Consider the following 20,065-nt stretch of genomic DNA (forward strand, 5'->3'; position numbering starts at 1 on the left):
TCAGACCGGCCAACGCCGGACTGACGATGCGGCTTATCGCCATGAAGGAGGCGACATGCGCATGAATGGCACCCGCCGCCTCATTCCCACCCTGTGGGATCGGTTGCAGGACGATGCACCGCATCAGGGAGAAGCTGCGGAGGAGCAACGCTTCGTCAGTCTCGACGAGTACAAGCGCACCATCGTGCGAGACCTCGAGATTCTGGTGAACACGCGCAGCGAATTGCTGGGAGGGCGCTTGAATGACTTTCCCGGGCTGCGCGGCACGGTGCTGGGCTTCGGTCTGCCGGACTTTCTCGGCCGAGGCCTGCACAGCAGTGAAGACCGCCGCTTGATCCAGCGTCAGCTGGAGTACGCCATCGAGAGCAATGACCGTCGCTTTCGCAACGTGCAGGTCAAGCTGCTTGACCAGGACGGCCAGGACCGCCTCTTGCGCTTTCGCGTCGAGACGCTCCTCGTTCTCAAGGATGCAACGCGGCAAGTGGCGTTCGATGCCGTGCTGCATGCCGACACTCAGCAATACAAAGTGCAGAACCTTTCCTGATGCTTGATGAACTGCTGCCTTATTACGAACAAGAAATCTCGCACCTGCGCTTTCTGGGCCGGGAGTTCGCACGTGAGTACCCCAAGATTGCCGCACGACTGCAATTGGAAGGCGACCACTGCGAAGACCCGCACACCGAGCGTCTGGTCGAGTCCTTCGCGTTCCTGTCGGCACGGGTTCACAAGAAGCTGGATGATGATCTGCCGGAAATCGTCGAGGCCTTCCTCGATGTGCTCTACCCCCATTACCTGCGACCGACGCCTTCGCTGTCGATCGCACAGCTCGACCCCGGTGAGCAGACCTCGCTGACCGGGCGCTATCAGGTCGCGCGGCATACCGAGATGTTCTCGCGTCCGGTGGAAGGCGTGGCCTGCCGCTTCCGTACCTGCTATCCGGTGGATGTGTGGCCGCTGCGCGTGGAAAGCGCCGGCTTCTCGCTGCTGGAACGCTCGGCCTTCAATGGCCGCGACAAGGATAGCGTCGCGCGGCTGGATCTGGCCTTCGAGGCCTTGAATGACCAGTCGGTGGGCAGCTTCGGGATCGACCGCCTGCGCCTGTTCCTGGACGGCGAGGGTGCCTTGATGCACCCGATGTACGAACTGCTGTTCAACAACCTGACTCGCCTGAGCGTCAGCTTCGATGAAGGCGGGCAGCGTCGTGAAGTCTCGCTGCCGACGGATTCGCTCACGCCGGTCGGGTTCGCGCCCGAGGAAGGGCTGATCGACTACCCCGAGCGCTCCTTCCTCGGCTATCGCCTGCTGCACGAGTACTTCACCTTCCCCGACAAGTTCATGTTCTTCGATGTCGAAGGGCTGACACGACTGTTGGCGCGCGCCAGTGGCACGCGCTTCGAGCTGCATTTCCACTTCGCGGACTATGCGCTGGACGAGCGGCTGTCGCGTCTGTCCCAGAGCCTGGGGCGCAATCATTTCCGCCTCGGCTGCACGCCGGTGATCAATCTGTTCGAGCGCCAGGCAGAGCCGATCCTGCTCACCCATACCCAGGCGGAATATCCGGTGGTGGCCGATGTGCGCAACCCGCACGGCGCCGAGGTGGTCTCGATCGACCGCGTCACGCGCGTGCAGAAGACCGCCGAGCGCGATCACGTGCGCTATTGCCCGCCGTTCTTCGAGCCGCAGGGCAGTGCACCGTCACGCGAGACCAGCTACTGGCTGTCGCGGCGGGTGCCTTCCGCCCGTGAGCGGGATGCCGGCACCGAGCTTTTGCTGCGCCTGGCGGACCGCGAGCTGAATGCCATCGAAGCCACCAGTGACGTGCTGAGCCTCAAGTTGACCTGCAGCAATCGTGATCTGCCGCAGCGTCTGAGCTTCGGCCATCCGCGTGGCGATTTCACCCTGCCGCGCGAGCAGGTGGTCAAGGCCATCCGCTGCCTGCGCAAGCCGACGCCCTCGGCGCGGCCGCCGATGGGCAAGGGCGTCATCTGGCGTCTGATCTCGCATCTGTCGCTCAACCATCTGTCGCTGGTGGAGCGCGGCCGTGAGGCGCTGCTGGAGATGCTCTCGCTCTACAACTATCGCGACCTCGAAGCCACGCGTCGTCAGATCAATGGCATCGCCAGCATCCACAGTGAGCCGGCGATGACGCGAATCGGGCATCCGCGCCCGGCCTTCGTGCGCGGAATCGGCATCACCCTGGAACTTGATGAACAGGAATTCATCGGTAGCGGCATCTACGTGTTCGGCATGGTGCTGGATCACTTCTTCGGGCAGTACTGCTCGCTCAACAGTTTCACCCGGCTGACATTACGCAGCCGCCAGCGTGAAAAGGACGTCGTGACATGGCCCGCCAGAACCGGCACTCAGCCCCTGGTCTGATCGACCAGGCGCGCGCTGAGCCCTACCGGTTCAGCTTCTTTCAGCTCGTACGCTTGCTGCGGCTGCACTACAGCCGTGCCGGTCGTCTCGAACCCGAGCTGCGCCCGCACGAAGACCCGCTGCGGTTTCGCAGCCAGCTTTCGCTGAACTTCCCGGCCAGCGAAGTGAGTGACCTTGTCTTCGAGAGCGAGGCGCTGCGTTCGCCCACCGACCAGCCGCTGACCCAGGTGCAGGTCACCTTCATGGGGCTGATCGGGCCGTCTGGTGTACTGCCGCGCCCGTACACCGAGACGCTGATCGACCGCCATGTGCAGCTGCGCGATGACGGCGCCCATGCCTTCTTCGATCTGTTCTCGCACCGCATGACGGCGCTGTTCTATCAGGCATGGCAGAAGTATCGCTTCCACGTCGAGTACGAGCGGCGAGGGCAGGCCGATATCGAGCGCCAGTTGCACGCGCTGTGTGGCCTGTCGGGTGCCTCGGCCGAGCTGTTGTTTGCTCCGCAGGCGCCGTTGGCACTGCCTGCCGCCATGACGTCAGTCGAGGCGCCGGAGGTGGACGAGAACCGCGACAACGCAGCACCCAGCTGGGGCATTGGCAGTCAGAGCAGCGGCAGTCAGAACCGTGACAACCACGGCACTGACGAGCAGCGCGCCGGCAGCCGCGAGCTGCCGCGTGAGCTGTTCTCCTTCTTCGCCGGGTTGCTCGGGCAGCGGCCCCGCAATCAGCAGAACCTCGAGACATTGCTGGGCGTGTTCTTCGGTGTGCCCTGTCAGGTGAAACCGTTTCAGGGCCGCTGGCTCGACATCAGCGAGCCGGAACTGACGCGCCTGGGTCAGGCAAACGCGCGTCTCGGCCAGAGCGCCGTAGCCGGCAAGCGTGCCTGGGACTACCAGTCCTGCCTGCGCATGGTCGTTGGCCCCCTGCGCCTGGCGGACTTCCGCCGTTTTCTGCCCGGGGGTGAAGACCACCTGCGCATGACGGAATTGATCCGTTTCTATGTCGGGCCGGAGCTCGATTTCGAGCTGGAATTGCAGCTCGACTCCAGTGAAGTCCCGTCGGCCCGCCTGGGAGGTGCCAACGGCATCTCGCTGGGTCGTCTGGGTTGGCTGGGCCAGACACCACGCAGCACCTCGGGAAGTGTGCTGTTACGAATCCCCTTCGATGGAGTGACCCCGTGAGTCTCAAGACGCTATTCGCCAAGCTCAATGATGTCAGCCGCGGTGCCATGGAAGAGGCGGCGGGTCTGTGCCTTGCCAAGCGCCAGTATGAAGTCGATGTCGAGCATCTGCTGATCAAGCTGCTGGATGGCGATGACAACGACCTGCTGCGCATCGCGCGTCACTACTCGCTGGGCCTGGATCAACTCGCCGATCAGCTGGATCGCTCGCTGGAGCGCCTGAAGACGGGCAGCACCGCGACGCCGGCACTCTCACCGCATATCACGCAGCTGATCGAGAAGGCCTGGTTGATCGCCTCCATCGATCATGAGGTCGCCCATATCCGCAGCGGTCACCTGCTGCTGGCACTTCTGGAAGACCCGGAACTGGCGCGCGTGATCCGAAGCGACATGCCGGGTCTCGAGAGTCCTTTCGAGCGCATCGATGTCGCTGACCTGCGTCTGCACTTCACCAGCCTGTTGGCCGCCAGTCCCGAGGCCGAGCTGTCCCAGCCGTCTCAACATGCCCCGCGCGCGGGTGAGCCGACGTCAGGTGAGGACGCTGGCGCTGCCCGCCCGGGCAGTCACAAGACCCCGGCGCTGGACCAGTACACCATCGACCTGACCGCCAGTGCGCGTGACGGCAACATCGACCCGATCCTGGGGCGTGATGATGAAGTGCGCCAGATGATCGACATCCTGACGCGTCGGCGTCAGAACAACCCGATCCTCACCGGCGAGGCGGGGGTCGGCAAGACGGCGGTGGTCGAAGGCCTGGCGCAGAAGATCGTCGCCGGCGAAGTGCCCGCGCCGCTGGCACGTGTCGAGCTGCGCACCCTGGACCTCGGCCTGCTGCAAGCCGGCGCCAGCGTGAAGGGCGAATTCGAGCAGCGCCTCAAGGGCGTGATCGAGGAAGTGAAGCGCAGCCTGCACCCGATCATCCTGTTCATCGATGAAGCCCACACCCTGATCGGCAGCGGTGGTCAGGCGGGTCAGAACGATGCCGCCAACCTGCTCAAGCCCGCGCTGGCGCGTGGCGAGCTGCGCACCATCGCCGCCACCACCTGGGCCGAGTACAAGAAGTACTTCGAGAAGGACGCCGCCTTGGCGCGTCGCTTCCAGGTGGTCAAGGTCGAGGAGCCGGCCGAGCCGCAGGCCATCGACATGCTGCGCGGGCTGGCGACGCGCATGCGCGATCACCACAAGGTCGAGATTCTCGATGACGCCATCGTGCAGGCGGTGCGTCTCTCCAGCCGCTATATCACCGGCCGTCAGCTGCCGGACAAGGCGGTCAGCGTGCTGGATACCGCCTGCGCGCGTGTCGCGCTGGGCCAGCAGACCACGCCGGCACCGCTGGAAGATGCCCGTCAGCGCCTGCGCGATCTGGAGGCCGAGCGGGAAGCGCTGGCCCGGGAACACGAGCGCGGCGATGACAGTCATGCCCCGCGTTTGGACGAGATCGACACGGAAGTACTGGCCATCACTGCTCAGGTCACGGCGCTGGAAGCCGACTGGACGCGTCAGCGTGAGGCCGTCGAGGCAGTGCTCAAGGCCGACGCCGCTCTGAACGAGATCAATGACGAGGCCAGCGACGCGGCCCGTGAAAGCGCACTGGAAGAACTGCGCGCCGCGCGTGCGGTGCTGGAAGAAGCCGGTGGCGAGGCGCCGCTGGTGCACGCCTGTGTCGATGGCAACGCCATCGGCGAGGTCGTCGCCGCCTGGACCGGCATCCCGCTGGGCAAGATGCAGCGTGACGAGATCGACACCGTGCGTCGTCTGCCGGCGCTGTTGGGCGAGCGCGTACTCGGGCAGGACCACGCACTGGAAGAGATCGGCAAGCGCATCAGCCTGTCACGCGCCAAGCTCGAAGACCCGAACAAGCCGATCGGTGTCTTCATGCTGCTCGGCCCGAGTGGTGTCGGCAAGACCGAAACCGCGCTGGCCCTCGCCGACACCCTGTATGGCGGTGAGCGCAATCTGATCACCATCAACATGTCCGAGTACCAGGAAGCGCACACCGTCTCCTCGCTCAAGGGCTCGCCGCCCGGCTATGTCGGCTATGGCGAAGGCGGCGTGCTGACCGAAGCCGTGCGTCGCAAGCCGTACAGCGTGGTGCTGCTCGATGAAGTCGAGAAGGCGCACCCGGACGTGCTGGAAGTCTTCTTCCAGGTGTTCGACAAGGGCGTGATGGATGACGGGGAAGGGCGCGAGATCGACTTCCGCAACTGCGTCATCCTGCTGACCTCCAATGTCGGCACCGACGAGATCATGAACCGTTGCCTGGGCGTGGCGACTCCGCCGGCGCCCGAGGCGCTGGTCGAGGGCCTGCGCGACACCCTCAATGGCGTCTTCAAGCCGGCCTTCCTCGGCCGTCTCAAGGTGGTGCCGTACTACCCGGTGCACAGCGACATCCTGGCGCGCATCGTCGACCTCAAGCTGTCGCGTCTGGCCGCGCGCTTCACGCGCAATCACGGCGCCCATCTGAGCTTCGACTCATCGCTTGCGCATCATATCGCCGAGCGTTGCACCCAGACCGACAGTGGCGCACGCAGCATTGATCATCTGCTGAGCGGTTCGATGATGCCGCCGCTGGTGGAGTGGGTGCTGGAGCGCATGGCCGATCAGCAGCCGGTGGGCGACATCCGCATCGCGCTGGATGACGCCGGCCAGTTCACCTACGAGATGCAGTGAGGACCATCACATGCCAGTCCGGGGATATCACGTGAAGGCTGTCCAGCGCGCCAGGTCACTGCGCCCGCGCCATTGGTTGCCGGCCATGCTGTGCGCCAGCCTGCTGCTCGGTGGCTGTGGCGTCGGCAGCCGTCTTGGCCAGCAGATGGATGGCACGGTGGGCGACATCCTGTTCAGCCAGGACGAGACGGTCGCCTTCACCCTTGATGCCGATGAATCACTCAATCCGGATGTCGACGAGGTGTCGCTGTCGGTGGTGGTGCGCATCTATCAGCTGGATGCGCGTGAAGCCTTCGCCAGCGCCTCGCCCGATGGCCTGTGGGACCAAGCCGACAAGGTGCTGGGTGACACGCTGCTGGATACCCGCGAAGTGGTGATGGTGCCGGGCGGGCATGTCGTGGATGAGGCGCCGCTGAAGCCGGGCGCGCGTTACGTGGCGGTCGCGGCCTATTTCCGCCAGACCCCGGACGCGCGCTGGCGCGTGCTGTTCGATGCCGATGCGATGCGCAAGGACGGCCTGTTCACCTCACCGGACGGTGTCGAACTGACCCTGGTCGATCACTACATCACGGTGGCGCCCGACAGCGAAGACCTGCTGGCGACGGCGACCCGGCCCTGACACCCGGGGCATGAACCGCGTGGCTGACACGTCACGGGCGACACCGGACGGACTTTATAAAGGATGGATTCGTGAGCAAGCATAATCGCGTGAGGTGGTCCGAGGGCATGTTCCTGCTGCCCCAGCACTTCCAGTATCAGGATGAGTATCACCAGTGGCAGCTCGGCGAAGCCAGCACGCGCAGCGGGCCCTTCGCCTTTGGCGTGCAGCGTCTGGAAATCGATGAAAGCGCGCTGGCCCAGGGCCGCCTGCAGCTCAGTCGCCTCAAGCTGGTCTTCCCCGACGGCACGCTGTTCGATGCACCGCAGCACGATAGCCTGCCGCGGGCGCGCGACCTGGGTGAACTGGCCGGCCACAGCGAGATCAAGGTGCACGCTGCGCTGAGCCTGGTACAACCCTACGCCGGCAATGTGCAGGAAGATGAGCAGCAGCGGGGCGCGCGTCGCCGCTTTCGTCAGCGCTTCGATTCCCTGCCGGACCTGCTGGACGGCGATGGCGAGAACGAGCTGAGCCTGCTGGAACTCAATGTGCGTCTGTTGCTGGAAGGCGATGACCTGGAAGGCAGCACGCATTGCCCGCTGGCCGTGCTGACGCGCAATGCCGCCGGTGGGTTCTCCGTCTCGCCGCGCTTCGTGCCGCCTGCGCTTCACCTCTCGAGCAGTGAGACGCTGATGGCCATGGGCCAGCGCCTGGCCGGCATGCTGCAGGCCAAGCACGAGACGCTGTCAGGCCGTCGCCGCGAGCGCGCCGATCAGGTCGCGGAATTCGGCTCAAGCGACGTGGCGCTGTTCTGGCTGCTGCATACGGTCAACCGTGCCTACCCGGCGCTGGCGCATCTGCTGCAACACCCGCAGCAGCATCCCGAGAAGCTCTACACCTTCCTGTCGGATCTGGTCGCGAGCCTGATGACCTTCTCGATGGATTACCGCCTGAGTGACCTGCCGCCGTACCGCCATGAAGACCCGGTCCAGTCATTGACGACGCTGGAAACCATGGCGCGCGAGCTGCTGGATACCGTGGTGCCCAACCAGTACATCCCCATCGCGCTGGAACAGACCAAGCCGTCCTATTACATCGCCCATCTGCACGATGCGCGCCTGTTGGATGCCGACTTCTATATCAGCGTGCATGCCGACATGCCCGGCGCCAAGTTGCTGGAGCTGGTGCCGCGTGCCTTCAAGGTCGGCTCGCCGGATGACATCGAAGTGGTGGTCAACAGCGCCATGCCCGGCGGCTCGCTGGTGCATGCCTCGCGTCTGCCCACCGCGATTCCCTCGCGCCTCGATAACCACTATTTCGCGCTGGAGCCCCAGGGGCGCATGTACGAACGCATGATGGCCGCCCAGGCCATCGCCTTCTATGTGCCCGGCGGCTTCCACAACCTCAAGATTGAATTGATGGCGGTGCTGAAATGAACCAGTACACGGCAACCCGGCCGAATGACGCTGCCCAGACCGGCAGTGCCCAGTCTGGCAGTGCTCAGGCCAATGGCGCGGCGGCGGATACGCGTCTGCGTACGCTGTCCCAGGACTTCTTCTCGCTGATCCTGATGATTCGTCGCGGTAGTGAAGCGCGCAACGTGGATGAATTCCTGACCCGTGTCGCCGACTACTTCCGTGAGCTGGAAGCCCAGGCGCTGGCCGTCGGCTACAGCATGGACCAGGTGCGTGACGCCCAGTACGCGCTGTGCGCCTTCCTCGATGAAAGCGTGCTGGGCGCCGGCGCCAGCAACATTCGCCAGCACTTGGAACTGCACCCGCTGCAGTACACCTATTTCGGGGTGCATCTGGCCGGTGAGGGCTTCTTCGAGCGTCTCGAGGCACTGCGCACCGACGTCAAGGCCAACCTGGACGTGCTGGAGGTCTATCACCTGTGTCTGGCGTTGGGCTTCGAGGGCAAGTTCCGCCTCGAACACCGCGATCAGCTGCGCTACGTGGCCAGCACGCTGGGCCAGGATATCGCGCGCTATCGCCAGTCTTCCGCCGTGCTGTCACCGGGTTGGCAGCTGCCTGACCAGGTGGGCCAGCTGCTGCGTTACGAAATTCCGGTGTGGGTCTACCTGCTGGTGATCGCGCTGTGCTGTGGCGCGGTCTATCTGGTGCTCGACAACCTGCTGGATGCTCAGGTCACGGCGCTCATCGAGCGACTGTCGTCCCTGTTCGCAACGACATGAGGCGTGACTGAATGAAACGGGTGCTAGGGTTCCTCAAGAGTTTCTGGCTGGCGTCGTCACTGCTGTGGCTGGCCGGTGTCGTGCTGTGTGTCTGGTGGGTGCCGCGTCTGGGTGGCTCGCTGGAACGCCTCGCGATCGCCGTGGCCCTGCTGACCGCGGTGTGGCTGCTGGCCATCGTGCTGCGCAAGTATCGCAAGGTGCGCGCCGAGCGTGATCTGGAAGACCTCGTCCAGCTGGAAGTGGACCGCGAAGCCGCGGATGCCGCTACCGAAGCCGGCGACTACGAAGTGCTGCGTGAGCGTCTCAAGTCGGCGCTGCGCATGCTGCGGGCCCAGCGTGGGCTGCACAAGGGCGGCAGTGCCTCGCTCAGCGATCTGCCCTGGTATCTGGTGCTGGGCCTGTCGTCCTCCGGCAAGACCTCGCTGCTGACACGCTCCGGCCTGAGTTCCAGCGTGGCGGGACTGGGCGGCGATTCCGGCACCCAGTACTGCGACTGGTACTTCGGCAATGATGCCCTGATGATCGACACCGCCGGGCGCTACGTCGCCGAGGAACAGCCGGCGCGTGCCTTCAGTGACTTCCTGCGTCTGCTGGCGCGTCGCCGTCGCGGTGCGCCCATCAATGGCCTGGTGGTCGTGGTCGACCTGCCGGCCTTGCTGCATGCGCCGCGCGACGAGAACCACGCGCTGGCACGCCAGCTGATCGAGCGCATCAATGACTTTCGCGACGCTCTAGATGCCTCGCCGCCGGTCTACCTGATGTTCACCAAGGCCGACCAGCTGCCGGGCTTCACCGCCGCCTTCAATACCCTGGACAGCGATGCCCGCCATGCGCCGTGGGGCATGACGTTCTCGGTGGCCGAGGCACGCCAGAAGGGCGTCGTGGCAGCCTTTTCCAGACACTTCCCCGAGATGGTGGCGGGGCTGCGCGGCCATGTGGAAGCGGCCCTGCGTGAACGTGGTCAGCAGGCGGACAGTGAGCTTTTGCACTTCCCGGAATACATTGCCGAGATGGAAGGCCTGCTGGCCGACTTCCTCGAGCCCTTCGATCTGCGTCGCAACAGCGCGCGTGGGCCGCTGACGCGCGGCATCTATTTCACCAGCGCCTTGCAGGATGGCAGCGCGATGCCGGCGATCCTCGATGAGCAGGTCCGTCAGGGCTTCGCGCTCAAGGAGCCGAGTGTCGCCCAGTCCGCAACAGCGGCGAGTGCTGCCGTCGGCGATCGTCCCTATTTCGTCGGCGGTGTCTTCCGTGACGTGATGATTCCGGACCGCAACCTGGTGCGTCACTACGCACGCGATGGCCAGGGCCGCTCCCTGAACCCGCTGTTGATCGGTGTGGGCGGGGTGGCAGGTGCGGTGACGCTGGGTCTGCTTGGCAACGCCTACTACCAGAGCCGCACCAGTCTCGAGGCTGTCGATGCGCAACTGACCTCGCTTGATGGTGCCGTGACGCCGAGCGTGCAGCTCGATCTGCTCCACGATGAGCTGTCGCGCGTGCGGCAGGCCCGTGAAGACGGTGGCTTGCCCTGGTATCAGCACATGGGACTGGATGGCGGCGAGCGCCTGGGCACCACGCTTGAAGCGCAGTATTTCGCGACGCTCAAGCAGCAGGTGCTGGCGCCGCTGGCCGAGGACCTGGACGCCCGCCTGCGGGCCGTCGGTCGCCTGGCGGTGTCGCTGGGCATCGTCTCCGAGTCTGCCTCGCTGCAGGCCATGGGCGGGGAGAGCGCATCCGAGGCCGGTGCCTCCGATGTGCTGATCGAGGATGGCAAGTCACTTTTGACCTCCAGCGGTGAGCGCCTGCGTCAGCGCCTGACTGAGCGCCCGACGCTGGGCAGCGTGCCGCGTTCGCCGGGCGAACTGGCCAGTCAGCTCAAGGGCGAGGCGGATTATCGCCTGCGCGGTGGCGTCAATGACGCCTACTGGAGCACACGCCAGCAGGGCCGTGAGGCGCTGCGCGACAAGGCAGACGCCCTGCGTGGCTCGCCTGCGGGGTTCGGCGGTGATGGCACCGTGCCGGGAGACGGTGGCCCGGCCGAGGGTGGCATGCCCGGCGGGCCTGCCTTCTCGAGTGAAGTGCTCAATCAGCTGACGCCGGAGCAGGTCGCCGGTCTCATCGATGCCTACGATGCGCTCAAGCTGTATCTGATCCTGAGTGATCCCGTCGCGCACCCAGATGTCGCCTTCGTGCGTGAAGCCTTGCCGCGTGCCTGGCATCAGCTGGCCGACAGCCATCGTCAGGTGCCGGGCGGCGATCAGCGCATCGCCGACAACGTTGCGCTCTACAGCGAATACCTGGCGCAGGGCCAAGCGCCTGCGCTGGTGCGTGATGAGGACCGCGTGGCGCGTTCACGCCGTGACCTGAAGGCCTTCCTGCTCGACAACTCGCCGGCGGAGCGCGAATACCTGCGTCTGCGTCTGGCGGCCGAAGCCCGTTTCCCGTCGATGACCCTGTCGGTGATGCTGCCGGATGAGGGCGCACGCGGCCTGCTGTATGCCGGGGAATCGGTGCCGGCCTTCTTCACGCGCCGTGTGTGGGACGAGTTCGTACGCCCCGAGTTGCTCAAGACGCTGAGTTCGGACCTGCCGGTGGAGCATGACTGGGTACTGGAAGACGAGAACCCCGATGCGGCCCAGGGCAAGAGCGAATTCGCCGCGACCATTCTGGCCCACTACAAGCGTGACTACGCCGAGGCCTGGGAGCGCTTCCTGGCCGATGTCGGGGTGCGTCGCTTCGAAGGGCTGGCGCTCTCGCGTCAGCGCCTGGCGCGCTTCAGCGATTATCAGCGCTCACCGCTCAAGACACTGATGGCCGTCGTGGATGACAACACGCGCTGGGACAGCCGTGATGCCGAGGCCCGCAAGGCACCGCAGCCGCAAGGTGAAGGTGATGACACCGCACCTGCCGTCGAGTCGGCAGGCATGTGGGATCAGACAGTGGCGTGGCTGGAAGGCAGTGGCGCCGAGGTGGCCGAAAGTGCCGGCGTGATGCAGGGGCTGCCCCGCGTTCATGATGGCCAGCTTGCGGACCACTTCGCGCCGGTCGCCAGCCTGTTCGCCCAGGATGAAGGCCAGGGCGGTGATGCCTCGGTCATGAATCGCTATCAGCTGCGCCTGCGTCAGCTCAAGGTGCGCCTCGATGGCCTCGAGCGTGGCGATGTCGGCAAGCGCACCAAGCAGCTGCTGGCCGAGATGATCGGCGGCAAGCCCAATGAAATCTCGGCGGCCCGTGACTATGTCGCCGCCAATGTCGATACCTCGCAGGAACCGCTGGTGCAGTCGCTGCAGCGCCTGTTCCGTGCGCCCATCGATTACTCGGTGGCCAGTCTGCAGGGGCCGGTGGCCTCACAGCTGGCCGCCGCCTGGGGTGAGCAGGTCGTGTCGCCGTGGCATCGCATGGTCAGTGGCCGTTATCCGGTCAGTGATTCCGGCAACGAGACGTCCGTGCGTGACCTGCGCCAGTTCATCGATCCCGATACCGGTCTGCTGACCCGCTTCGACAATGAAGAAGTCGGCAATCTGGAAGAGGGCGAACAGGACGGCACACCGCTGGTAGACCCCAAGATCACCGCCACCATCACCAAGGGCACGGCAGTGGGCCGGGTACTGGAGAGTCTGGCGGATGTGGAAAACGGCTTCGAAATCATGATCCGGCCTTCCTCCCGGCTGATCTCGATCCAGCTGACACTGGATGGCCAGCAGCAGGTGTATCGCAATGGTCGTCAACACTGGCAGCGCTTCGTCTGGCCGGGCGACCCGGAAGTCTCCGGCGCGCGACTGGATGTGGTGACACGTGACGGCCGCCGCATCACGGTCTTCAACTTCCCCAATCGCTGGAGTCTGTTGAAGCTGATCGAATCCGCGGACGTGACCGATCTGGACACCGCCCGTCAGCGCTTCACCTGGTACACCCCGGTCGGCCCGGTGAGCTTCGAGGCGCGCAACTTCGGCGGCGTGAAGCTGACGGACCTCAAGCAGGTGCGCAACCTGTCGATGCCTTCGGTCGCCGGGAGATGACCGCATGATCGGCTTCTTCGGCAAGCTGCCCGGCAGCGCGGACTTCATCGCCCATCACGCGGGCCACAAGGACATTCGGGAACTGGATGGCTGGTGGCAGCGGGCGCTGAATCGCATGGCCGAGCGCGACGAAGACTGGCAGGCACGCTTCGACGCCTTGCCGCTGTGCTTCTTTCACTACCGTGCCAGCGGTGGCGCCTGGTTGATGGGTGCCATGTCGCCCTCGCAGGACGCCTCCGGGCGACGCTACCCGCTGCTGGTCTTCCAGCGGCTGGCTGTCTCGCCGGTGGTGGAAGGCAGCGTCGGGGTGCATACCCTCGGCGAGACCTTCGCGGGGCAGGTGCGGGAGTTGTTGCGCGATGTGATGCATTGCGCAGACCCCCAGCAGGCGCAGGAGCGTCTGCTGGCGGGCATCGAGGCGCTGCGCCCGCTGGATGATTCCGATCTCAAGCTGCACCGGCGTCTGTTCGCGCGCTTTCTGGAAGACGTGCGCTATGGAGACCTCACGCGTGCATTGGCCAGTGGCTTTCCCGATGTGAGTGCCAGCAGATTGACCCGCGACATGCAGGCATTGCGCCGACAGTCGGCAGCCAGGCATGGCCAGCGAGGCCATGTGGCATTGCCGCTGCCACCGGAGCGCGCGTTGAAGCGTCCGGCGGCGGATCTGTGGCTGCACTGGCTGGAGCATGACAATGGCGCGCCGGGGCACATCAGCGTGATCGTCGACGACTTCATGCGCCCGACGCTCGTGCGTTTCACGCGCGATGACCAGGAGGCACTGCGCATCCTGGCCGAGTCGGCCCCCGAGGCACTCGGTGGCTGGCGCCTGCTCGGAAGCGCGCAGGGCGAGGCGGCTCAGGTAGCGGGGCCGGCAGCAGATCAGGTATCAGAGGCGGCGCAGACGCTGGGCATGGGGGCCTACCTGCTCGCGTTGAACGACAGCGCCGCGCTGGAAGATGGCGTCGCACTTGCAGATGGCGCTGCGCTTGCAGACGCGGCCGACAAGGCGGGGCAGCCAGCCAGACACCCGGGCAGTGCAGAGATGGCATACGGCGACATATCCAAGGATGAATCGGCACCGACATGAACAAGCTCAAGCTCCACGTTCTCAAGTACTACATCCTCAAATACCGCCCGTATTGGTTGGGCGTGCTGTTCTTCCTGGGCATCTTCCTGATCTGGGGCGTCGGCGTGAGCCTGGGTTTCCCGTCACTGGATAGCCTGCTGGTCGGCATTCTGGCATTCCTCGTCGCCTCCGCCTTCTATCTGTTGCTGCTCTACCGTGGGGTGGGCGAGCGTCAGGATGTCGAGTCGTTGCTGATCCAGAACGCCGATGACGCCGTGCTCAGTGCCGCGCCCCAGGACCGCGAGGAAGTCAGCCTGCTGCGCGAGCGACTGCTGGCGGCGCTGGACCGCATGCGCAAGAGTGCCAGCGAGAAGCGGGGTGGCTGGTTCAACCGGCAGGGGGACGTGCTCTATACGCTGCCCTGGTATCTGGTGATCGGTCAGCCTGCGGTGGGCAAGAGCACGCTGGTCTCGCGCTCAGGGCTGGATTTCCCCTTCGCGGAGCGCGAAAGCGCACGTGTCGCGGGCATCGGCGGCACCCGTCACTGTGACTGGTTCTTCAGCAGTGAGGCCGTGCTGCTGGATACCGCAGGACGTTACGTCAGCTCCGAGGAGGAAGTCGGCAAGTGGCGTGCCTTCCTCGACATGCTGCGTCGCTATCGTCCGCGTCAGCCGCTCAACGGGTTGATCGTCGCGGTCAGCATCGATGAAGTGCTCCAGAACCGCCATGACGTCGAGGCACTGGCACATCAGCTGCGCGAGCGCATCCAGGAAAGCTACGAGCGTCTCGGTGCGGCTCTGCCCATCTACCTGGTGTTCACCAAGAGTGATCACATTCCCGGCTTCCGTGAGTTCCATGCGCAGCTGGCCCCGGCGCAGCGCGATGAAGTGCTGGGCATGAGCTTCCCGCACCAGGGCTATGCCGAGGCGGATTGGCGTACTCGTTTCAGTGAGGCGATGACTCGCCTGGTGGCACGTTGTGCGGGCACCGGTGAGCGCTGTCTGGTGGAGGGCGACATCGTGCGCACCCGCGAGGCACCGGCAGCGGTGGAATTCCCGCGTGAGCTGGAAGCGCTGGCTCCGCACCTGACCGATTTCGTCACCGAGCTGCTCAAGGTCAATCCCTATCAGGCGGCACCGCTGCTGCGCGGCTTCTACTTCACCAGCGCGCTCTCCGAGGGGCAGGCCAGCACAGCAGCCCACGGGCGTAACGTGGCGTCACGCTTCGCCGTCACCGAGCGTCATGCGCCGGGCCATCAGGACGGCAAGCCGCTGTTCGTCTCGGGGCTGTTCTCGCGGGTGGTGCTGCCGGACCAGCACTTGGTCGGCCTTTATGGTGGTGCCAATCTCCAGCGTCGGCGTCAGCTGCGTTGGGTGTGGCTGGCACTGGCGCTCGCCGCGGCCATGTGCCTGGCCTGGGCGGTGTCCTTCACCGCCAATACCCGCGAGCTCGGCGCGCTGGACCAGGCATTGGATGCCGCCTACGAGGAAGATGCCGGCGAGCCGAATGCCTATGCCCAGTGGGCGACGTTGGATGCCCTGCGCGACAGCGCGGCCCGCTACGATGCTCGCCATCACGAGCATGGCGTGCCCTGGTCGCTCGGTTTCGGGCTCTATGAAGGCGAGACGCTGGAACCCGCGCTGCGAGACGTCTATTTCGGCGCGCTGCGTCAGACGATGCTGGTGCCGATCGCCAGCAACCTCAACCAGTCGCTGTTCATGCTGCCGACCATCAGCGTGCATGACCGCGAGGATGGCCCGCGCGAGACCGATATCCATGTTCCGGGTGTCGAGGACCACGCCCAGCCACGTGACAACTCGGCCCAGGCGCTGGCGGACTTCGGCAACAACACCCTGAAGACCTACCTGTCCCTGTCGCGCACGCCGCGCGAGGACATCGAGCCGGACTGGCTGCGTAGCGAGATGCCGGTCTACTGGTATCCGGCCATCACCCAGGGGGAGGATGTGCCGCGCGATAGCCGTGATCTGGAATATGCCAGCCGTCAGGTCAACTTCTATGCCGAGCAGGTCGTGCGCCCGGACGTGCCGCGTCTGGAAGACAACACCTTCCTGGTGTCATCCAGTCGCAACTACATCGATGGTCTGCTGGACCGCTCCCTGAGCACCGTCGAGACCATCACGCTGGAATCCGACACCCTGTTCGCTTTCGGGCGTGCGGATTACTCGGGGCTGCAGGGCGAGGGGCAGCGTCAGCTGAATGCCATCGCCGAACGACTTTCCAATACGCCGAACCTGGGACGCATCACCATCACCGGCCACGCCGACCCGATCGGGTCCGCCACTGCCAACCGTCGGATCTCACTGCAGCGCGCCGAGACCGTGCGCACCTATCTGGTGGGCAAGGGGCTGCCGGGTGAGCTGATCGGCGCGGAAGGGGCCGGCAGTGATCGTCCGCTGGTCAAGTGCGATGGCGAGATGTCGCGCACCGACAAGATCGCCTGTCTGGCGCCCAATCGTCGTGTCGAGATTGAAGTGCGTGCGCTGAACTGATGCGCCTGCGCTGAACCGTTTTCACTTTGCCGACTCATGGAGGAGTCGAGCTCTTGGATGACAGGCCTGAAGGCAGGCCCGGAGCACGAGAGCGGAGAAGCATGGACATACGCAGTGGGGGTGCCTGGATGGCATCTCCTGGCGGTAGCGTGTCCAAACGCGCGTTGCAGGTGGCAGCCAGGGAGTGCTGCTACCCGTGATGCCTACCCATCACATGACTGAAATGGAGTTTTACCATGGCTTTTGACGCCTACCTCAAGATCGACGGCATCCCGGGCGAGAGCTTGGACACCAATCACAAGGACTGGATCGAGCTGCTGAGCTTTGAATTCGGCGCCAGCCAAGCGACTTCCGCGACGGCCAGCTCTGCGGGCGGCGCGTCTGCCGAGCGCGTCAACCTGAGTGAGTTCGCGATCAAGAAGTTCATCGACAAGGCTTCTCCGAAGCTGTTCGAAGCGTGCTGCCGCGGCCAGCACATCAAGGAAATCACCCTGCAGGTTCACCGTGCCGGTGGCGAGCAGGTGCGTTACATGGAAGTGAAGCTTGAGGAAGTCATCGTGTCTTCCGTGGACCTGGAAGGCATGGCGTCCTTCTCCCAGGCCGGCGGTGGCGGTGCGACCGATTCCGTGCACGACTCGCGTCACGATCTGCCGTCTGAAGAGATCAAGCTGAACTTCGCGCGTATCAAGGTCACCTACACCCAGCAGAAGCGCAGCGATGGCCAGGGTGGCGGTAACATCACCGGTGGTTGGGACCGCACGCGCAACCGCGTCTACTCCTGAGTATCGGCTCATGGCGCGGCGGCGTGAGTCGCCGCCCATGAACAGGAGGGTGGCATCCCGGGGCTTGGCCAGCGTGCTGGCGTGAGCTCGTTTTCAGGGGATATCACGTCCGGGTAGAAGGCATGCCGGGGGAGCGAAAGGCTCTCCCGGCATGTCTGTTTTCCCCTTGCGCATCCCCGTTTGCCTCGATGAGCGCCTGCGAAATCATTGCGCTGTCAGTGCTGTGCCAACAGCTCTTTGCCAACAGTTCTTTGCCAACAGGGCCTGTGCCAATAGCGCTGTACCAATAGCGCTGTGCTAACTGGCTCTGACACAACAGCACTGCGCCACAGTGATTTCGCAGGCGTTGCCTCGCAACGCGATCAACACGTGATTCAGGAGAGACAAGATGGCCGACGAATGGGACCGCGATGAACTGCTCGCGCCAATCGGCGCTCATGGGACAGGAGAGGACCTGGGGTTCTCGCTGCTCTTTGATGAGATCAAGGAAGCGCGTCGCGCAGACCCGGCCTACCTGAGCCAGGGCGAATGGCAGGCCGATCTCAAGAAGTCCGACTGGAACGCCGTCATCTCGTTGACTGCCGACGGTCTGGCCGAGCAGAGCAAGGACCTGTCGCTGGCGGGCTGGCTTTGCGAAGGCCTGGCGCATCGTGATCACTTCACGGGCCTGGCCTGGGGATTGGAGCTGATGACGGCGCTGTGTGAGCAGTACTGGGAGACGCTTTACCCGACGCTCGAGGAAGGGGATGAAGAGCGTGTCGCACGTCTGACCTGGCTGGATGACACCCTCGCCGGCATGATCGGCACCTTGCCGCTGGTGGAAGGGCAGCTCTACGGGCTCGACCGCTATGAGGAGTCGCGTCAGGTCGAGAACCTGGCGCGTACCGACGTGGATGCCATGGAAGGCGCGCTGGCGGATGGCAAGATCAATGCCGATATCTTCCAGCGCTCCGTGGTGCTGACCGAGACGGCGACCTTCCGCGAGCGTCATCAGCAGATCGTCAAGTGCCAGCAGGCGCTGGCCGGTCTGGTGGCGCAGCTCAATGCCCAGCTGGGGGTGAGCGCGCCGACCTTCAGTCAGCTGCAGCGTGGTCTGGCGGATTGCACCCAGTTGATCGAGCGACTGCTGGGCGAGCGCGGGGTCAGCCTGGACGATGAGGCCCAGGCATCTGCCGAGAGCGATGTAGAGGTGACGGACGCCGCAAGTGGCGATGCCTCCACCGGGGATGCGAGTGCCACGCCGTCCGCTCAGGCGGGCATGGCACCGGCGGCACTGCGCACCACGCCGCAGACCCGCGAGGAAGCCTTCGACATGCTCAATGGCGTCGCCCAGTACTTCAAGGGCAGCGAGCCGCACAGCCCGGTGCCGTATCTGGTCGAACGCGCCGTGCGCTGGGGTCGCATGCCGCTGGAAGAATGGCTGCGTGATGTCATCCGCGAGGAACATGTCGTGGATGGCATCCGTGAAACCCTGGGCACTCAGCGGCGTGATGATCACTGATGATGTTCAAGAGCTCGATCTATGACCGCCTGCAGCAGGTGCGCCCGGCAGAGCCCGAGGCGCCGATCGTCAAGGTGCGCAGCGACTACCGCACCGACACCCTGTGTCTGCTGGATGGCGTGGCGCTGACCTCGGCAGGGGCGGTGGCCAAGGGGCAGCTGCCGTCATCGGCGGCGGCCGAGATCTCCGCGACCCTGCGTGGCCCGGATGGCTATGGCCTGCTGGTACACGAAATCGCGCTGGGGCAGGCGGGCGCATCGCCTGCCTCCGGCGAGCAGGTGGCACGTCTCGATCGCCGCCATCAGCGGCTCGAGACCTTGATCCAGGCTCTGATCATCGACGCGCTGCTGATGCTGGAAGCGCTGCCGGAGGGCGCGCCCTTCGATATCGTGCTGAGTGCGCCGATCCGTCATGCCAGCCTGGTGGAGGGGTTCATCGCACGCCTGCGCGAGACGGTGGCGGCCACGCCCTTCGCCGACGCGCTGGGCAGCGTCACGCATCGCGCGGCGGCCGAGCAGGACCTGCATGAACTGCTGGCCGCCGAAGCGTCGGGTGGCATGCCGCATGTCATCTGGCTCAGCGTCGACTCGCTGTTGTTCGACAGCAGCGTCTCGGAGCTGTCGCGATGCGGTCAGCTGGCGTATGCCTCCCGCCCGAGCGGTCTGTTTCCCGGTGAGGCTGTCGCGGCGCTGCTCTTCGAGCGTCTCGCGCCTGACTCACCGGCGCCCTTGCAGGGCTGGCAGGTGCCGCTGGCGGCAACGCTGTCTCATCCCGAGCGAGGCAGCCGCGAGCTGCGCCGCACGCCGGCACCGCTGACACAGCTGATCGAACGCCAGTGGCCCGCGCAGGCGGAAAATGACGAGCATGCCTCTACCCGCGAGCCGTTCGAGCCCATGCGTCTGGTGATGGATAGCCTCGGGCTGCCTGGCCGCGCGGTGGAAGCCGGCACCAGCCTGATGAACCGCTGGCCGGGACTGGACATGATCGAGGATGGCACCACGCTCGACAGCTTCTGCGGCTGGCCGGGCGATGCCTGGCTGGCGTTGGCGCTGGTGCTGGCGATCGCGGAACTGGAAGACAACGACAGCGCCCTGGTCGTGTCGCTGCGGGACGATACCCGGACCCGGATGCTGGCACTCACGCCCTGTGCCGGTTAGCGCTGACGA

Annotated in this window: 13 protein-coding genes; all 13 read left to right on the top strand. The window is 65.1% G+C overall.

Annotated features, from left to right (window positions below; genetic code table 11):
- The first annotated feature begins 55 nt into the window (after positions 1-55).
- Entirely contained in the window at positions 56-544 is a 489-nt protein-coding gene (gene tssE / locus BOH68_RS06485; RefSeq protein ID WP_233593521.1) for a type VI secretion system baseplate subunit TssE, read from the top strand.
- The gene (tssF, locus tag BOH68_RS06490; RefSeq protein WP_077377252.1) at positions 544-2,379 is read left to right on the top strand and encodes a type VI secretion system baseplate subunit TssF; all 1,836 of its coding nucleotides are present in this window, start codon (positions 544-546) and stop codon (positions 2,377-2,379) included. Before tssE ends, tssF begins: the two co-directional genes overlap by 1 nt.
- Positions 2,343-3,560 carry a type VI secretion system baseplate subunit TssG gene (gene tssG, locus BOH68_RS06495; RefSeq protein ID WP_077377250.1) on the top strand — a complete coding sequence of 406 codons (1,218 nt, stop codon included), beginning with the start codon at positions 2,343-2,345 and terminating at the stop codon, positions 3,558-3,560. The genes tssF and tssG overlap by 37 nt, the downstream gene beginning before the upstream one ends.
- A complete protein-coding gene (gene tssH, locus BOH68_RS06500) occupies positions 3,557-6,229 on the top strand; it encodes a type VI secretion system ATPase TssH (protein ID WP_077377247.1) in 2,673 nt (890 codons plus the stop codon). Before tssG ends, tssH begins: the two co-directional genes overlap by 4 nt.
- A gap of 10 nt (positions 6,230-6,239) precedes the next feature.
- Positions 6,240-6,848, top strand: a complete 609-nt coding sequence (gene tssJ / locus BOH68_RS06505; RefSeq protein ID WP_170877444.1) for a type VI secretion system lipoprotein TssJ — start codon at positions 6,240-6,242, stop codon at positions 6,846-6,848.
- A 71-nt stretch (positions 6,849-6,919) separates the two neighbouring features.
- Positions 6,920-8,263, top strand: a complete 1,344-nt coding sequence (gene tssK / locus BOH68_RS06510; RefSeq protein ID WP_077377241.1) for a type VI secretion system baseplate subunit TssK — start codon at positions 6,920-6,922, stop codon at positions 8,261-8,263.
- Positions 8,260-9,021 (top strand): type IVB secretion system protein IcmH/DotU, encoded by a 762-nt coding sequence (gene icmH / locus BOH68_RS06515; protein WP_077377238.1) that lies wholly within the window; start codon positions 8,260-8,262, stop codon positions 9,019-9,021. The genes tssK and icmH overlap by 4 nt, the downstream gene beginning before the upstream one ends.
- An 11-nt stretch (positions 9,022-9,032) precedes the next feature.
- Complete coding sequence (locus tag BOH68_RS06520) at positions 9,033-13,040, top strand: type VI secretion protein IcmF/TssM N-terminal domain-containing protein (RefSeq protein ID WP_077377235.1); 4,008 nt, start codon at positions 9,033-9,035, stop codon at positions 13,038-13,040.
- A 4-nt stretch (positions 13,041-13,044) separates the two neighbouring features.
- Positions 13,045-14,127 carry a type VI secretion system-associated protein TagF gene (gene tagF / locus BOH68_RS06525; RefSeq protein ID WP_077377232.1) on the top strand — a complete coding sequence of 361 codons (1,083 nt, stop codon included), beginning with the start codon at positions 13,045-13,047 and terminating at the stop codon, positions 14,125-14,127.
- Positions 14,124-16,616: a type VI secretion system membrane subunit TssM gene (gene tssM / locus BOH68_RS06530; protein ID WP_077377229.1), complete on the top strand. Its 2,493-nt coding sequence runs from the start codon at positions 14,124-14,126 to the stop codon at positions 16,614-16,616. Before tagF ends, tssM begins: the two co-directional genes overlap by 4 nt.
- Before the next feature lie 236 nt (positions 16,617-16,852).
- Entirely contained in the window at positions 16,853-17,398 is a 546-nt protein-coding gene (locus BOH68_RS06535) for an Hcp family type VI secretion system effector (protein WP_065392475.1), read from the top strand.
- A 388-nt stretch (positions 17,399-17,786) separates the two neighbouring features.
- A complete protein-coding gene (gene tssA / locus BOH68_RS06540) occupies positions 17,787-18,899 on the top strand; it encodes a type VI secretion system protein TssA (RefSeq protein ID WP_077377226.1) in 1,113 nt (370 codons plus the stop codon).
- On the top strand, positions 18,899-20,056 hold the full coding sequence (locus BOH68_RS06545) for a hypothetical protein (RefSeq protein WP_077377223.1): 1,158 nt from the start codon (positions 18,899-18,901) through the stop codon (positions 20,054-20,056). Before tssA ends, BOH68_RS06545 begins: the two co-directional genes overlap by 1 nt.
- Positions 20,057-20,065: the final 9 nt, after the last annotated feature.

This window comes from Cobetia sp. MM1IDA2H-1, assembly GCF_002916775.2.
Lineage (GTDB): Bacteria > Pseudomonadota > Gammaproteobacteria > Pseudomonadales > Halomonadaceae > Cobetia > Cobetia marina.

Bases quoted from the DNA above. Each gene is read 5' to 3' on its own strand.
- tssM (WP_077377229.1), top strand. From the start codon at position 14,124: ATGAACAAGCTCAAGCTCCACGTTCTCAAGTACTACATCCTCAAATAC.
- tssE (WP_233593521.1), top strand. From the start codon at position 56: ATGCGCATGAATGGCACCCGCCGCCTCATTCCCACCCTGTGGGATCGG.
- BOH68_RS06520 (WP_077377235.1), top strand. From the start codon at position 9,033: ATGAAACGGGTGCTAGGGTTCCTCAAGAGTTTCTGGCTGGCGTCGTCA.
- tssG (WP_077377250.1), top strand. From the start codon at position 2,343: ATGGCCCGCCAGAACCGGCACTCAGCCCCTGGTCTGATCGACCAGGCG.
- tssF (WP_077377252.1), top strand. From the start codon at position 544: ATGCTTGATGAACTGCTGCCTTATTACGAACAAGAAATCTCGCACCTG.
- BOH68_RS06535 (WP_065392475.1), top strand. From the start codon at position 16,853: ATGGCTTTTGACGCCTACCTCAAGATCGACGGCATCCCGGGCGAGAGC.
- icmH (WP_077377238.1), top strand. From the start codon at position 8,260: ATGAACCAGTACACGGCAACCCGGCCGAATGACGCTGCCCAGACCGGC.
- tssJ (WP_170877444.1), top strand. From the start codon at position 6,240: ATGCCAGTCCGGGGATATCACGTGAAGGCTGTCCAGCGCGCCAGGTCA.
- tagF (WP_077377232.1), top strand. From the start codon at position 13,045: ATGATCGGCTTCTTCGGCAAGCTGCCCGGCAGCGCGGACTTCATCGCC.
- tssA (WP_077377226.1), top strand. From the start codon at position 17,787: ATGGCCGACGAATGGGACCGCGATGAACTGCTCGCGCCAATCGGCGCT.
- BOH68_RS06545 (WP_077377223.1), top strand. From the start codon at position 18,899: ATGATGTTCAAGAGCTCGATCTATGACCGCCTGCAGCAGGTGCGCCCG.